The sequence below is a fragment of the Sphingomonas psychrolutea genome (assembly GCF_014636175.1).
Taxonomy (GTDB): Bacteria; Pseudomonadota; Alphaproteobacteria; order Sphingomonadales; family Sphingomonadaceae; genus Sphingomonas; species Sphingomonas psychrolutea.
This window is the reverse complement of sequence record NZ_BMDW01000018.1, coordinates 64,302-79,354: the sequence shown is the minus strand read 5'-3', so window position 1 is coordinate 79,354 and position 15,053 is coordinate 64,302. Positions and strand designations below refer to the sequence as shown.

The following is a 15,053-nucleotide window of genomic DNA, read 5'->3' as shown; positions in this document are numbered from 1 at the left end:
GTTCGTCGTGCGATACACAGGTGCGGCAGGTTTGGGCATCACGCCCATCTATCCCACTCGATTCCCTACGTGAATCCCCAACGTCAGTTTTGCAACAAAGCCGTTAACAGGGACGCTTCTGCTCTAGCGAAATTCGCCTGTTTCATAAAATCGCTGGCTCCCTCGGTTTTTGATATCACTCACAGCCGCCGCGAGCAAGAAATATGTTCTCTATTTGTCCGGAAATCAAATTCCAGCATATATTCCATGCATCCTCGCATTATATGGCCGCCTTCAACAACGGCGCCAAATACCGCCCCGTAAAGCTCCCCTTCGCCTTCGCGACCACCTCGGGCGTCCCCTCCGCGACGATCTCCCCGCCCTTGACGCCGCCTTCCGGGCCGAGGTCGAGCACCCAATCGGCGGTCTTGATCACGTCCAGATTGTGTTCGATCACCACGACGGTATTGCCCTGCTCGACCAGTTGGTGGAGCACTTCGAGCAATTTGCGGACATCCTCGAAGTGCAGCCCGGTGGTGGGCTCGTCGAGGATATACAGCGTCTGACCCGTAGCGCGGCGGGAGAGTTCCTTGGCGAGCTTCACGCGCTGCGCCTCGCCGCCGGAGAGCGTCGTCGCTTGCTGGCCGACCTTGACATAGCCCAGGCCGACTTCCTGCAGCATCGCCATCTTGTCGCGGATCGGGGGGACGGCCTTGAAGAATTCGACCGCATCCTCGACCGTCATGTCGAGCACGTCGGCGATGCTGAGGCCCTTGAACTTCACCTCGAGCGTCTCGCGATTGTAGCGCGCGCCGTGGCACACGTCGCACGTGACATAGACGTCGGGGAGGAAGTGCATTTCGATCTTGAGCAGCCCGTCGCCCTGGCACGCCTCGCACCGGCCGCCCTTGACGTTGAAGCTGAAGCGGCCGGGCTTGTAGCCGCGCGCGGCGGACTCGGGGAGGCCGGCGAACCAGTCGCGGATCTGGGTGAAGGCGCCGGTATAGGTGGCGGGGTTGCTGCGCGGGGTGCGGCCGATCGGCGACTGGTCGATATCGATGACCTTGTCGAGATATTGCAGGCCGGTGACCTTGTCGTGCTTGCCCGCGAGCACGCGCGCGCCGTTGAGGGAGCGCGCGGCGGCGGCGTAGAGCGTGTCGATCGTGAAGCTCGACTTGCCGCTGCCCGAGACGCCGGTGATGCAAGTGAAGGTGCCGAGGGGCAAGCTGGCCGTCACGCCCTTGAGGTTGTTGGCGGTGGCGTTGTGGACGGTGAGTTTCTTGCCATTGCCCTTGCGCCGGGTTTTGGGGACGGCGACTTCGCGGCGTCCCGAGAGATAATCGGCGGTGATGCTGTTCTCGTTGGCGAGGACCTCTTCGAACGTGCCCTGCGCGACGATGTGGCCGCCATGGACGCCCGCGCCCGGCCCCATGTCGATGACGTAATCGGCGGTGCGGATCGCGTCCTCGTCATGTTCGACCACCAGCACGGTGTTGCCGAGATCGCGGAGGCGGCGGAGCGTCTTGAGCAGCATGTCATTGTCACGCTGGTGCAGGCCGATGCTGGGTTCGTCGAGCACGTAGAGCACGCCGGAGAGGCCGCTGCCGATCTGGCTGGCGAGGCGGATGCGTTGGGATTCGCCGCCGCTGAGCGTGCCGCTGGTGCGATCTAGGTTGAGGTAATCGAGGCCGACGTTGTTGAGGAAGCCGAGGCGTTCGAGGATTTCCTTGAGGATGCGCTCGGCGATGGCGTTTTGCTGGGTGGTGAGGTCGGCGGGGACGGTCTGGAACCAGGTGAGCGCGTCGACCACCGACAGGCGCGTGACGCTGGAAATGTCGCGCATGCCGATCTTGACCGCGAGCGCCTCGGGCTTGAGGCGCGCGCCGTGGCAGACTTCGCACGGGGCGCTCGACTGGTATTTGCTCAGCTCCTCGCGCATCCACGCGCTCTCGGTTTGTGCCGCGCGGCGGTTGAGGTTGCCGATGACGCCCTCGAACGGTTTTTTGACGTCATACGATTTGCGGCCGTCGACGAAGGTGAGCGTGACGGGCTTGCCGCCGGTGCCGTGGAGGATGATGAGCTGCACTTCGCCGGGGAGGTCTTCCCACGGCGTCTCCAGGCTGAAGCCGAATTCGCGCGCGAGGCTGCCGAGGACTTGCATGTAATACGGGCTGGGCGGGTTGGACTTGGCCCAGGGCACGACCGCGCCCTTCTTGATGCTGAGCGCGTGGTTGGGGACGACAAGGTCTTCGTCGAACAGCAGTTTCTCGCCAAGGCCATCGCACGCCGGGCACGCGCCTTGCGGGGCGTTGAAGGAGAAGAGGCGGGGTTCGATCTCGGCGATGGTGAAGCCCGAGACGGGGCAGGCGAATTTTTCGGAGAAGACGATGCGGTTGGCGGGGATGCCGGCGCCGACCATGCCCCCCTCCCGCTTGCGGGAGGGGCTGGGGGTGGGCAGTTCTGCGTTAAATGACTGCGGTGCCTCGCGGACAGCCCCACCCCCGACCCATCCCGCAAGCGGGAGGGGGGAAGAAAGGCCCGCCACCGTGCCATCGACCAAATCGACATAGGCCAGCCCCTCGGCCAGCTTCAGCGCCGCCTCGAAACTCTCGGCGAGGCGCGTCGCCATGTCGGGGCCGACGACCAAGCGGTCGACCACGACCTCGACGTCATGCTTCAATTTCTTGTCGAGCGCGGGCGCCTCGTCGATCTCGTAAATCTCGCCGTCGATGCGGACGCGGGTGAAGCCGGCTTTCTGCCATTCGAGCAGTTCCTTGCGATACTCGCCCTTGCGGCCGCGGACGACGGGGGCGAGCAGGTACAGCCGGATACCCTCGGGCAGCGCCATGACGCGGTCGACCATCTGGCTGACGGTCTGCGCGGCGATCGGCAGGCCGGTCGCGGGGGAGTACGGAATGCCGACGCGCGCCCAGAGCAAGCGCATGTAATCGTAAATCTCGGTGACGGTCGCGACGGTCGAGCGCGGGTTGCGGCTGGTGGTCTTCTGCTCGATGCTGATCGCGGGCGACAGGCCCTCGATATGGTCGACATCGGGCTTCTGCATCAGCTCGAGAAACTGCCGCGCATAGGCCGAGAGCGACTCGACATAACGCCGCTGCCCTTCGGCATAGATGGTGTCGAAGGCGAGGCTCGATTTGCCCGATCCCGACAGGCCGGTGATGACGGTCAGCGTGTCGCGCGGAATGTCCACGCTCACATTTTTGAGGTTATGCTCGCGCGCGCCGCGTACGGAAATGTGAGTCAGCATGGGGCCGGTTTGTTCCATATTTGTTCGGATGACGCAAGCGACGGGTTGCGGGGTGCAGATGGGGCGTTAGGATGCGCGCGGCAAGGTGTTGGGGGACGGTATGAAATCGATCTTGATTGCGGTGGCTCTGCTGCAGGGCGCGGCTGTCCCCGATCCCGCCCCGCTGACGCCAAGCGGGAATTGGACCGTCGACTATGGAGATGCCGATTGCGTGCTGTCGCGCGATTTCGGGATCGGGAAGGCGCGGACGACCTTGGGTTTCAGCCCATCGCCGTTCGGCGATTCGGTTGAAGTGGTGACGATGACCGCTGGCGCGAAGTTCGAGTATCGCAAGTCCAAGGCCAGGCTGACGCTGCAACCCTCCGGCTTCACGATGGACAGCGACGCCTATATTTATGGTCTAAAAGACAAGGCTATGACGGTCACGACCTTTACCGCAGTCGGCCCGGCAGCGACGCATTGGCGCACGTCCACCGGGGTTGCGCTCGAGCCAGCGGCTGGCCCCCGCGCGACTATCGCGGTGCCCGACATGGCAAAGGCGTTCGGCGCGCTCAACACGTGTCAGGCCGATCTTGTCAAAAGCTGGGGCGTCGATCCTGCCGAACTCGACAAAACTACCGTCTTGGCGGTGCCGGTGGCGCCAGAGGGGTGGTTCAGCAACGACGATTACCCAAGCGAAGCGCTCCAGAACGGGCAGACAGGCACGAGCGTCATCATCTGGTCGATCGACACCAGGGGCCGGATCTCGGACTGCAAGGTCGTCAAATCGAGCGGCGCGCCATCGCTCGACCGGGCATCGTGTCAGGCGGTGCTGCGCCGCGGTCGCTACGAGCCCGCGCTCGGAATCGACGGCAAGCCCGTACCGACGCACGCGATGCGCAAGGTGATCTGGCGCATGCCTTAGCCCTCACCGCCCCCCATACCCCGGCAATCCCAGCTTCCACCGGATCGCCGCCGCCCGCAGCGCAAAGCCGCACACCGCCGCCGCGCCTGCGGCCAGCGTCGGTGGCACGCCCAGCGTCACCAGCGCGACGTGCAACCCAGCCGCCAGCGCCGCTGCTGTCACATACAATTCCGGCCGCATCAGGATCGACGGTTCGCCCGCGAGCACGTCGCGGATGATGCCGCCGACGCATGCCGTCACCACGCCCATCAGCGCGGCGGGGACGGGGGGCACGCCGAACGCGAGCGCCTTGGCCGCGCCGAACACGGCGTAGGCGGCAAGGCCGACCGCATCGAGCCAATCGAGCGCGGTCGTCTGTCCGTGCGGCCCGCGCCACCAGCTGGGCGGCGTCAGCCAGACCAACACCGCGACCGCCAGACAGATGGCCGACACCAGTGGATCATGCACCCAGAACACCGGCGCGCCGATCAACAGATCGCGCACCGACCCGCCGCCGACACCGGTGACGAGCGCGAAGAAGGCTGCGGTCACGAAGGTCTGCCCGCGCCCGGCCGCCGCGAGCGCACCGGTGATGGCGAAGACGGCGATGCCGAACAGATCGAGCCACGGCAGGATCGAGCCGAATTGCCAGGGGGAGAGCGGGAGCATGGGAGCGGCTTAGCGCAGGCGAGCGTTGCTACATAGCCGCTTCCCCGGCCTGCGCCGAGGGAGGGGAACGACGGAAGCGCGCCGCGGCGAAGCCGCGTCGGACGGCGCCGGAGCGCCGCCGTCCGGTCTGATCGCGGCGAGGCCGCGCTTTAGCTTCGCTAAAGCTTGGCGCGATCAGACTCAGACGTGAATCGCCTTGCCCCGCACCGCCATCGCCGCTTCCTTGATCGCTTCGCTATGCGTCGGATGGGCATGGCAGGTGTACGCGATGTCCTCGCTGGTCGCGCCCATTTCCATCGCGAGCCCCGCCTCGGCGATCATCGTGCCGGCCGGCACCGCGATCGCCCAGACGCCCAGCACACGATCGGACTTGGCGTCCGCAATAATCTTCACGAAGCCGTCGGGATCGTGGTTGGTCTTGGCGCGGCTGTTGCCCGCCATCGGGAATTTGCCGACCTTGATTTCGCCCTTCGCCGCCGCCGCTTCCTCGGTCAGGCCGACGCCAGCGATTTCGGGCCAGGTGTAGACAACGAGCGGGATCACGTCGTGGTTCACGATGCCGGTGAGGCCAGCGATATTCTCGGCGACGGCAATGCCTTCATCCTCGGCCTTGTGCGCGAGCATCGGGCCGGGGATGACATCGCCGATCGCCCAGACGCCGGGAACGCTCGTCTGGAAGCGGTGGTCGGTTTCGATCTGGCCGCGGGGGTTGACGCTGAGCCCGGCCTTGTCGAGCGCGAGGCCGTCGGTATTGGGACGGCGACCGATCGAGACCAAGACGCAATCGGCTTCGATCGTTTCGGCAGCACCACCGGCGGCGGGTTCGACGGTGACGGTTGCCTTATCGCCGGACACGGCAACCCCGGTGACCTTGGTCGACATCCGGAATTCGATGCCCTGCTTCTTGAACATCTTTTGCGATTCCTTGCGGATTTCGCCGTCGAAACCGGGCAAGATCTGGTCGAGATATTCGACGCACGTGACCTTCGCGCCAAGCCTGCGCCAGACGCTGCCGAGCTCAAGACCGATCACGCCGCCGCCGATGACGACCATGTGGCCGGGAACCTTGTTGAGTTCGAGCGCGCCGGTCGAATCGACCACGATCTGCTTGTCATTATCGACCGTGACGCCCGGCAGCGCGGTGACCGAGGAGCCGGTGGCGATGACCACGTCCTTGGCGGTGACGGTCTGCTCGCCGATCTGCACGGTGTGCGCGTCGACGAATGCGCCGCGACCCTTCAACCAGGTGACCTTGTTCTTTTTGAACAGGAAGGCGATCCCGCCGGTGAGTTGCTTGACCGCATCGAGCCGCTGGCCGTGCATCGTCGGCAAATCGAGCTCGGGCGTAACCTTGATGCCGAGCTTTGCCATCGTGCCATTAGCCGCGGCGTCGAAATATTCTGACGCGTGGAGCATCGCCTTGGACGGGATGCAGCCGACGTTGAGGCAGGTGCCGCCGAGCGTCTCGCGCGATTCCACGCACGCGGTGCGCAAGCCCAGCTGCGCGGCGCGGATCGCCGCGACGTAACCGCCGGGGCCGGAGCCGATGATGAGGACGTCGTAATCGTAGGTCTGGTCAGCCATTAGTTGCTCCGATCGGCAGCGGCTTCGTGCGCTCGCCGTCCTGTGTGATAGTGATCATCTGGCCCGCCATGGTGCCGCGTTCAAGCACGGCAATCACACGATCGACCGTCACCGCCCATTCGCTATGCGGCAGCCGACTGAACAGGATGGCCAGCGGTGGGGGCAATCCCAGATTGAAGATCCAGTTTCCGAACCCCTTGTCGCCCGTGATGAAGATCAGCGAACCGATGTCCGGTCGCGCAAGAATTTCCGGATCAAGCCGACCCGGCATCGTTTCGAGGATGAATTCGACGTCGTAGCCGGCCTCGCGCAACTGCAAAACGACCCGCCGATGCACATTCTGATCGGCCAGCAGCTTCACCGATTACGCCGCTTCCCGCCGCGCCGAATCGGCTTCCTTCATCATCAAGTGGTTTGAAAAGGCGATCGCGGCGCGGATATCGGCTTCGGTGAGGCTGGGATATCCATCGATCACCTCGGCATGGCTCGCGCCTTCCGACAGATATTCCAGCACCAGCTCGACCGAAATACGTGTGCCGCGCACCACCGGCTTGCCGCCGAGGATGCCGGGATCCGAGTGGATGTGCTTACGCCAGTCGATCTCCATCGCGCCGTCCCTCACAAATCGATCAAAATCCGCGTCGGGTCCTCGATAGCATTTTTGAGCGCGACGAGGAACGTCACCGCTTCGCGGCCGTCGATCAGGCGGTGGTCGTAGCTCAGCGCCAGATACATCATCGGGCGGATCACGATCTGGCCATCACGGACCACCGGGCGATCCTCGATGCGGTGCAAACCCAGCACCGCCGACTGCGGCGGGTTGATGATCGGGGTCGACATGAGCGAGCCGAACACGCCGCCGTTGGAGATGGTGAAGGTGCCGCCCTTCATCTCTTCCATCTTGAGGCTGCCGTCCTTGGCGCGCTTGCCGAAATCGCCGATCGCCTTCTCGACCTCAGCCACCGACATCTGATCGGCATCGCGCACCACCGGCACGACCAAACCGCCGGGTGACGACACCGCGACCGAGATGTCGGCATAATCGTGATAGACGATCTCATCGCCTTCGATCGACGCGTTGACGCTGGGGATGTCCTTCAGCGCGAGGCACGCCGCCTTCACGAAGAAGCCCATGAAGCCCAGGCGGACGCCATGCTTCTTTTCGAACAGGTCCTTATATTTGGTGCGCGCCTCGATCACGGCGGTCATGTCGACGTCGTTGAACGTCGTCAGCAGCGCGGCGGTATTCTGCGCTTCCTTGAGACGCTTGGCGATCGTCTGGCGCAGCCGCGTGATGCGCACACGCTCTTCCTTGCGGCCGGTGGTGGCGGCGACCGAGGCGGCGACGGGCAGCGGTTCGCTCGGCGCGGGGGCCGGCGCGGGCGTCGCGGCGGCGGCGAGGACGTCGTCCTTGGTCAGGCGGCCATCCTTGCCGGTGCCCTTTACGGTCGCGGGATCGACACCGTGTTCGAGCACCGCGCGGCGCACCGAGGGACTGAGCGCGGCGGGGGTATCGCCAGCGGACGCGGCCGGCGCAGATGCGGGCGATTCGAGCACGGCAGGCTGCGGTGCGGGGGCGCTCGCGGGGGCGGCGTCGCCCGCGTCGATCGTCGCGATCATCGCGCCGACCAGCACGGTATCGCCGACCTGCACCGCATGTTGCCCCATTACCCCGGCAACGGGCGAGGGCACTTCGACCGACACCTTGTCGGTTTCGAGACTGGCGATCGGCTCATCGACCGCGACTTTATCGCCAGGCTGTTTCAGCCATTCGCCGAGCGTTGCTTCGGTGATCGATTCGCCGAGAATCGGCACTGTTACTTCGGTTGCCATGTCAGCCTCTTTTTCCACCCCGGCGAAGGCCGGGGTCCAGTTGCGCAACGCTTGCCGATCAAGCGCCGCGCGAAATTACCTACGTCCCGCTACTGGGCCCCGGCCTCCGCCGGGGTGGTAGCGGGGCGAACTATCAAACCTTGCGCGTCCGCCGGATTTCCTCGCGCACGCTGTGCCCGAGCGCGTCGGCGACGAGCGCCGCTTGCTCCATCTGGTGGCGTTTCATCAATCCGGTGGCGGGCGATGCCGAGGCCGCGCGCCCGGCATATTTCGCCCGCGACACGCTACCGCCGACGGTGGCCAGCGCATCCTCGATAAAGGGATCGACGAAGCTCCACGCGCCATTGTTCTTCGGCTCTTCCTGCGCCCACACGACCGTTTCGAGATGGGTCATGCGCTCGAGGCGCGCGACGAGCGGCTCGCCGGGGAAGGGATAAAGCTGTTCGAGCCGAACGATCGCGGTATTGGTGTCACCCGCCGCATCGCGCGCTTCGATCAGATCATAGGCGACCTTGCCGGTGCACAAGACGAGACGGCGGACATCGGCATCGGCCGGGGCCGCGGGATCGCTCAAGATCCGCATGAAATGGCTTTCGCCCTGGAAATCGGCCGCTTTCGACACCGCCAATTTGTGCCGCAACAGCGATTTTGGCGTGAACACGATCAGCGGTTTGCGGAACGGCCGATGCATTTGCCGCCGCAACAGGTGATAATAATTGGCAGGGGTGGTGCAATTGGCGACCTGCATATTGTCCTGCGCACACAGTTGCAGGAAACGCTCGGGCCGCGCCGAGCTATGCTCCGGCCCCTGCCCTTCATAGCCGTGCGGCAGCAGCATGACGAGGCCGTTGGCGCGCAGCCACTTGGCCTCGCCGCTGGCGATGAACTGATCGATCATGATCTGCGCGCCGTTCATGAAGTCGCCGAACTGCGCCTCCCACAGCACCAGCGTCTTCGGGTCGGCGAGCGCATAGCCATATTCGAAACCGAGCACGCCATACTCGGAGAGCGGGCTGTCGAGCACTTCGACCGTGCCATGTTCGATCTGCGCGAGCGGCAGATATTTGTGCTCGTCGGTCTGATCGACCCACACGGCGTGACGCTGGCTGAAGGTGCCGCGGCCCGAATCCTGGCCCGACAGGCGTACGCCATAGCCTTCCGACAGCAGCGATCCGAAGGCGAGCGCTTCGCCGGTCGCCCAGTCGAAATTGGCGCCCGATTTGAACATCTCGCGCTTGGCATCGAGCACGCGGTTGAGCGTCTTGTGGACGGTCAGACCCGCGGGGATCGTCGTCAGCGTGCGACCGAGCGAATCGAACAATTTGGGTTCGATCCCGGTGATCACCCCGCGCCGCTCGGTTTCGGAATCGGCCGGTGCGTGGAGCCCCGACCAGCGGCCCGCGAACCAATCGGCCTTGTTGGGCTTGTACGCCGCACCTGCTTCGAATTCGCCTTCGAGCAGGGTGGTGAACTGCTTGATATTGTCGTCGATCCAGGCGCGGTCGACCACGCCCTGCTCGGTCAGTTTCTTGCCGTAGATTTCGCTGACCGGGGGATGCGCGCGGATGCGGTCGTACATCAGCGGCTGGGTGAAGCTCGGCTCGTCGCCTTCGTTGTGGCCGAAGCGGCGATAGCACCACATGTCGATCACGACGTCGCGGTGGAATTTCTGGCGATATTCGATCGCCATCTTGGTGGCGAAGGTGACCGCTTCGGGATCATCACCATTGACGTGGAAGATCGGGGCCTGGACGCCCTTGGCGACATCGCTCGGATAGGGCGAGCTGCGCGCGAATTGCGGGCTGGTGGTGAAACCGATCTGGTTGTTGATGACAAAATGGACGCAGCCGCCGGTATTATAGCCGCGAATGCCCGAAAAGCCGAGGCATTCCCACACGATCCCCTGCCCCGCAAACGCGGCGTCGCCATGGATCAGCACCGGCAGCGAACGGCTATGCTCTTCGAGATCGCCCGCGATCGTCTGAATCGCGCGGACCTTGCCGAGCACGACCGGGTCCTCCGCCTCGAGGTGCGAGGGGTTGGCGACGAGCGACATGTGGACGCTGATCCCGTCGAATTCGCGATCGGTCGAAGTGCCGAGGTGATATTTCACGTCGCCCGAACCCGCGACATCGTCGGGGTTATCCGACCCGCCGCCGAATTCGTGGAAGATGATGCGGAAGGGTTTGGCCATCACATTGGTGAGGACGTTCAACCGCCCGCGATGCGCCATGCCGAAGACGATCTCGTTGACGCCCATCGCGCCGCCATATTTGATGACGCTTTCCAGCGCGGGGATCATGCTCTCGCCGCCGTCGAGACCGAAGCGCTTGGTCCCGACATATTTCTTGCCGCAGAATTTCTCCCACTGCTCGGCTTCGATCACCTTGTTGAGGATCGCCTTCTTGCCGAGCGGGGTGAACTCGATCGCCTTGTCCTTGCCCTCCATCCGCTCCTGCAAAAAGCGGCGTTCCTCGACATCGGCGATGTGCATATATTCGAGGCCGACATTGCCGCAATAATTGGCGCGCAGCGTATCGACAAGCTCGCGCACCGTCGTCCATTGCAGCCCCATGGTGCCGCCGAGATAGATCGGGCGGTCGATATCGGCATCGGAAAAGCCGTGATATTCGGTCGACAGATCGTCGGGCCGTTCATGCTTCGACAGGCCGAGCGGATCGAGATTGGCGGCGAGATGGCCCCTGACCCGATAGGTCCGGATGAGCATCATCGCGCGGATCGAATCGCTCGCGGCACGGATGATCGCATCCTGCGACGGTGCCGGGGCCGCAGGCTTGGGCGCGCCGCCCTTGGCGGGTTTGGGCGCTGGCTCCATTTGAGTCGGGTCGAGGGCGGCGGTCAAGTCATCGGTCGCGGATAGCGGCCAATTGGGCTGCTGCCACGACGCGCCTTCGGTCGAGCCTTCAAGCCCCTCGAACCACGCGCGCCACGACGATTCGACACTGTCGGGCGACGCTTTAAAGCGCGCGTACAGCGTCTCGATGAAGGCCGGGCTTACGCTGCCTGCCACATCCGCGAAATCCTGAGTCTCAAAGCCCATCGTCTATCTCCAATTCCCCTCTCCCTGCGGGAGAGGGAGGGAGGAGCGAAGCGACGGAAGGGTGAGGGCAGCGCGCGCTGTTACCTGCCCTCATCCGGCGCTTCGCGCCACCTTCTCCCACCGGGAGAAGGGTAGATTTAACCCTTCAACACCGCCAACAACGTCTCGCCCAGCTCGCTCGGGGAGGCCGAAACGCGAATCCCGGCGGCTTCCATCGCCGCGATCTTGCTTTCGGCGTCGCCCTTGCCTCCGCTTACTATAGCACCGGCATGGCCCATGCGGCGTCCCGGCGGTGCAGTACGACCCGCGATGAAGCCGGCCATCGGCTTGCTGCGGCCGCGTTTTGCCTCGTCGATCAGGAATTGCGCGGCCTGCTCCTCGGCATCGCCGCCGATTTCGCCGATCATGATGATCGACTTGGTCGCTTCGTCCGCGAGGAACAGTTCGAGCACGTCGATGAAGTTGGTGCCGTTTACCGGATCGCCACCGATGCCGACCGCCGTCGTCTGGCCAAGGCCAGCATTCGAGGTCTGGAACACCGCTTCATAGGTGAGCGTGCCCGAGCGCGAGACGACACCGACCGAACCGACCTTGAAGATGCTGCCGGGCATGATGCCGATCTTGCACTGATTGGGGGTGAGCACGCCGGGGCAGTTCGGCCCGATCAGGCGCGACTTGGAGCCCGAGAGCGCGCGCTTGACCTTGACCATGTCGAGCACCGGGATGCCCTCGGTGATGCACACGATCAGCGGCACGTTCGCGTCGATCGCCTCGAGGATCGAATCCGCGGCGAAGGGTGGCGGCACGTACACGACCGATGCGGTCGCGCCGGTGGCATGGACGGCTTCGGCCACGGTGTTGTAGTTCGGCAGGCCGAGATGGGTCGTGCCACCTTTGCCCGGCGTGACGCCCGCAACCATCTGCGTCCCGTAATCGAGCGCGGCCTGAGTGTGGAAGCTGCCGGTATTGCCGGTCATCCCTTGCGTGATGACCTTGGTGTTCTTGTCGACGAGGATGCTCATCTATTTTCCATTCCTACCACCCCGGCGGAGGCCGGGGCCCAGTGGGGAAACGTTCAAGGTTGCGCGATACGATCGTACAGGTCATCCCAATCCGGGTTGAGCCCCTCGATTTCTCGCAACTTCCAGGCGCGCTTCCATCCTTTCATCTGCAGCTCGCGCTGCCGGGCGGCTTACCAGCTGCCAACCAACTCGTACCAAACGAGCAGTTTGCAGCCATACTTCTTCGTGAACCCTTCGACGACGCCGTTGCGATGTTCCCAAACGCGCTTCGGTAGATTCACCGCCGAGCCGAGATACAAGGTACCGTTTCTCGCGCTCGCCATGATGTAAACGTAGGCCTGATCTTCCATCGCAGCGGCCCGCTACTGGGCCCCGGCCTTCGCCGGGGTGGTTTAATGTGTTTACCCCAGCGAGCCGTCGATCGCCTTGCACGCCACCAGCAGCTCCTTCACCGCATCGACCGACACGGCGAGGTTCGCCTTCGCTTCATCATCGAGCGCGATTTCGACGATCTGTTCGACGCCACCCGCACCGATCACCACCGGCACGCCGACATAGAGATTATCGAGGCCGTATTGCCCGGTGACATGCGCCGCGGCGGGCAGGACGCGCTTCTGATCGTAGAGATAGGCCTCGGCCATCGCGATGCCGCTGGTGGCGGGGGCGAAATAGGCCGAGCCAGTCTTGAGCAGAGCGACAATCTCGCCGCCACCGCTGCGCGTGCGCTGGACGATCGCGTCGATCTTTTCTTGGCTGGAGCGGCCCATCTTGATCAAATCGGGGATCGGAATGCCCGAGACGGTCGAATAGGAAATCACCGGGACCATCGTGTCGCCGTGGCCGCCGAGCACGAAGCTCGTCACGTCCTTGACCGACACCTGGAATTCCTCGGCGAGGAAATGGCTGAAGCGCGACGAATCGAGCACGCCCGCCATACCGACGACCATATGATGCGGGAGGCCGGAGAATTCGCGCAGCGCCCAGACCATCGCGTCGAGCGGGTTGGTGATGCAGATGACGAACGCATTCGGCGCGTGGGTCTTGATGCCCTCACCCACGGCCTTCATCACCTTGAGGTTGATGCCGAGCAGATCGTCGCGGCTCATGCCGGGCTTGCGCGCGACACCCGCGGTGACGATGATCACGTCGGCACCGGCGATGTCGTTGTAATCGTTGGAGCCGGTGATCTTGGCATCGAAGCCCTCGACCGGCGAGCACTGGCTGAGATCGAGCGCCTTGCCCTGCGGAATACCCTCGGCCACGTCGAACAGGACGACATCGCCCAAGCCCTTGAGCGCCGCGAGATGGGCGAGCGTGCCGCCAATGTTACCGGCGCCGATCAGCGCGATCTTCTTGCGAGCCATGAGCACTCCTTGAGTAGCTTGAGCGCGCAGACGAGCGCGCGAGACGCGACGGCGCTTAAGCGTTTCGCTTCCGTGGCGCAACCGCTAAAGGCGCGGGGCCAACATCTCGAATTGCATATCATTCGCAAAAGCAATAAGCAGCTCTGACCGGGTCGGGTGTCGGTTTGATGCGATTGTCGGGGAGGCCTATACACCCGATTTTAAGAAGACGCCGCCATTACCGCAGCATGACAGGGGGCAACAAGAGCACGATCGCGGCGATCGATCTGACGCGCTTCCTGTGCGCCCTGATGGTGCTCGCGCATCATTATGCCGCGATGTTCGCGCTCAGACCCGATACGTTTCTACATCTGGCGGGCCCCGACGTGACGCTCGCAAGCGACTGGGCGTGGTGGAGCTGGCCGGGTTGGGTGGGTGTCGAACTGTTCTTCGTGATCTCGGGATACGTGATCGCAATGTCGGCGGCGAACAGCCGCCCGCGCGCTTTTTTGAAGCGCCGATTGCTGCGGCTGGCACCGGTCGCCTGGATCTGTAGCAGCCTGACCGCCGTGGTATTGGCAACGACGGCGGTATGGCCGATCGACGAAGTCGCGGTGCGGTGGCTGACCTCGCTGCTGTTCTGGCCCAGCCGGCCCCAGATCGACGGATCGTACTGGTCGCTGGGGCTTGAAGTGAATTTCTATCTGCTGATCGCGCTTCAGCTCGGCTGGCGCGGCGGTGGCGGGCGCGCGGTCGAGCGAACCGGCATGGCGCTGGCGATCGTCGGCGCGGTTTACTGGCTGTTGCGGATCGACGGGCTTCTGCCGCCGTCGGACCGTACCGTCGACTTGCTGTTGCTCCCTTATGGCGAGTTCTTCGCGACGGGGATCGCGCTGTCGGGGCTGCACGCGAGCGGCTGGACGACGCTGCGCGGATCGATGCTGTTGCTCGGGCTGGCGAGCAGCACCGCGGAGATTCTCTCGCAATCCGAATTCTTTACGAACGGCCTCGGACTATCACCGCAACCGTGGCTGCCGCTCTCCATCTTCGCGGTCGGCGTCACGGCAATCGGGGCGGCCAAATGGCTGCAGGCGCCGCTGACGCGTGTCTTTGGGATCAGGCTGATCGCCTTTGCCGGGCTGATGACCTATCCGCTCTACCTGATCCATCATTACATGGGGGCCGTGCTGATCGTCGCGCTGCTCCGGCGCGGGGTCGAGGACCATGTCGCGATGGTCTCGGCCGCGGCGGTGATGCTGGTGCTCGCCGCGGCGATCACCGGGCTCGCGGAGCGGCCGGCGCGCCGAGCGCTTGATCGCTTGATCAGCCGCCGTGTGGCGGGGCGCGACGGGGCTCCTGGGGCGCCTCTTCCGACGCGCTGACCACCTTCCCGATCAGCCAAGGACCTCGC

General features: G+C 64.3%; 11 protein-coding genes and 1 pseudogene. 2 read left to right on the top strand and 10 right to left on the bottom strand.

Features of this window, described 5'->3' with window-relative positions; genetic code table 11:
* Positions 1–259 precede the first annotated feature (259 nt).
* The gene (uvrA, locus tag IEV62_RS13915) at positions 260–3,247 is read right to left on the bottom strand and encodes an excinuclease ABC subunit UvrA (RefSeq protein WP_188448489.1); all 2,988 of its coding nucleotides are present in this window, start codon (positions 3,245–3,247) and stop codon (positions 260–262) included.
* Positions 3,248–3,347: 100 nt separating this feature from the next.
* Between uvrA and IEV62_RS13910 the strand changes: the two genes are divergently transcribed.
* Complete coding sequence (locus tag IEV62_RS13910; RefSeq protein ID WP_188448487.1) at positions 3,348–4,151, top strand: energy transducer TonB; 804 nt, start codon at positions 3,348–3,350, stop codon at positions 4,149–4,151.
* Between the two features lie 3 nt (positions 4,152–4,154).
* On the opposite strand, the gene IEV62_RS13905 is transcribed toward IEV62_RS13910, so the two are convergent.
* From IEV62_RS13905 to mdh, 9 genes and pseudogenes are all read right to left on the bottom strand, one after another.
* Positions 4,155–4,799, bottom strand: a complete 645-nt coding sequence (locus tag IEV62_RS13905; RefSeq protein ID WP_188448486.1) for a trimeric intracellular cation channel family protein — start codon at positions 4,797–4,799, stop codon at positions 4,155–4,157.
* Positions 4,800–4,979: 180 nt separating this feature from the next.
* A complete protein-coding gene (lpdA, locus tag IEV62_RS13900; RefSeq protein WP_188448484.1) occupies positions 4,980–6,383 on the bottom strand; it encodes a dihydrolipoyl dehydrogenase in 1,404 nt (467 codons plus the stop codon).
* Positions 6,376–6,744: a DUF5615 family PIN-like protein gene (locus IEV62_RS13895; RefSeq protein ID WP_188448482.1), complete on the bottom strand. Its 369-nt coding sequence runs from the start codon at positions 6,742–6,744 to the stop codon at positions 6,376–6,378. The genes lpdA and IEV62_RS13895 overlap by 8 nt, the downstream gene beginning before the upstream one ends.
* Before the next feature lie 3 nt (positions 6,745–6,747).
* Positions 6,748–6,990, bottom strand: a complete 243-nt coding sequence (locus tag IEV62_RS13890) for a DUF433 domain-containing protein (protein WP_229733159.1) — start codon at positions 6,988–6,990, stop codon at positions 6,748–6,750.
* Positions 6,991–7,001: 11 nt separating this feature from the next.
* Positions 7,002–8,216, bottom strand: coding sequence for a 2-oxoglutarate dehydrogenase complex dihydrolipoyllysine-residue succinyltransferase (gene odhB / locus IEV62_RS13885; protein WP_188448480.1), 1,215 nt, complete (start codon positions 8,214–8,216; stop codon positions 7,002–7,004).
* Between the two features lie 133 nt (positions 8,217–8,349).
* Positions 8,350–11,277, bottom strand: coding sequence for a 2-oxoglutarate dehydrogenase E1 component (locus tag IEV62_RS13880; protein WP_188448479.1), 2,928 nt, complete (start codon positions 11,275–11,277; stop codon positions 8,350–8,352).
* Between the two features lie 137 nt (positions 11,278–11,414).
* A complete protein-coding gene (gene sucD, locus IEV62_RS13875; protein ID WP_188448477.1) occupies positions 11,415–12,299 on the bottom strand; it encodes a succinate--CoA ligase subunit alpha in 885 nt (294 codons plus the stop codon).
* Positions 12,300–12,352: 53 nt separating this feature from the next.
* Positions 12,353–12,649, bottom strand: a pseudogene (locus IEV62_RS13870) (GIY-YIG nuclease family protein).
* 51 nt (positions 12,650–12,700) lie between these two features.
* Positions 12,701–13,663, bottom strand: a complete 963-nt coding sequence (gene mdh, locus IEV62_RS13865) for a malate dehydrogenase (RefSeq protein ID WP_188448475.1) — start codon at positions 13,661–13,663, stop codon at positions 12,701–12,703.
* Positions 13,664–13,890: 227 nt separating this feature from the next.
* On the opposite strand from mdh, the gene IEV62_RS13860 reads away from it, so the two are divergent.
* On the top strand, positions 13,891–15,024 hold the full coding sequence (locus IEV62_RS13860) for an acyltransferase family protein (protein WP_188448473.1): 1,134 nt from the start codon (positions 13,891–13,893) through the stop codon (positions 15,022–15,024).
* Positions 15,025–15,053: the final 29 nt, after the last annotated feature.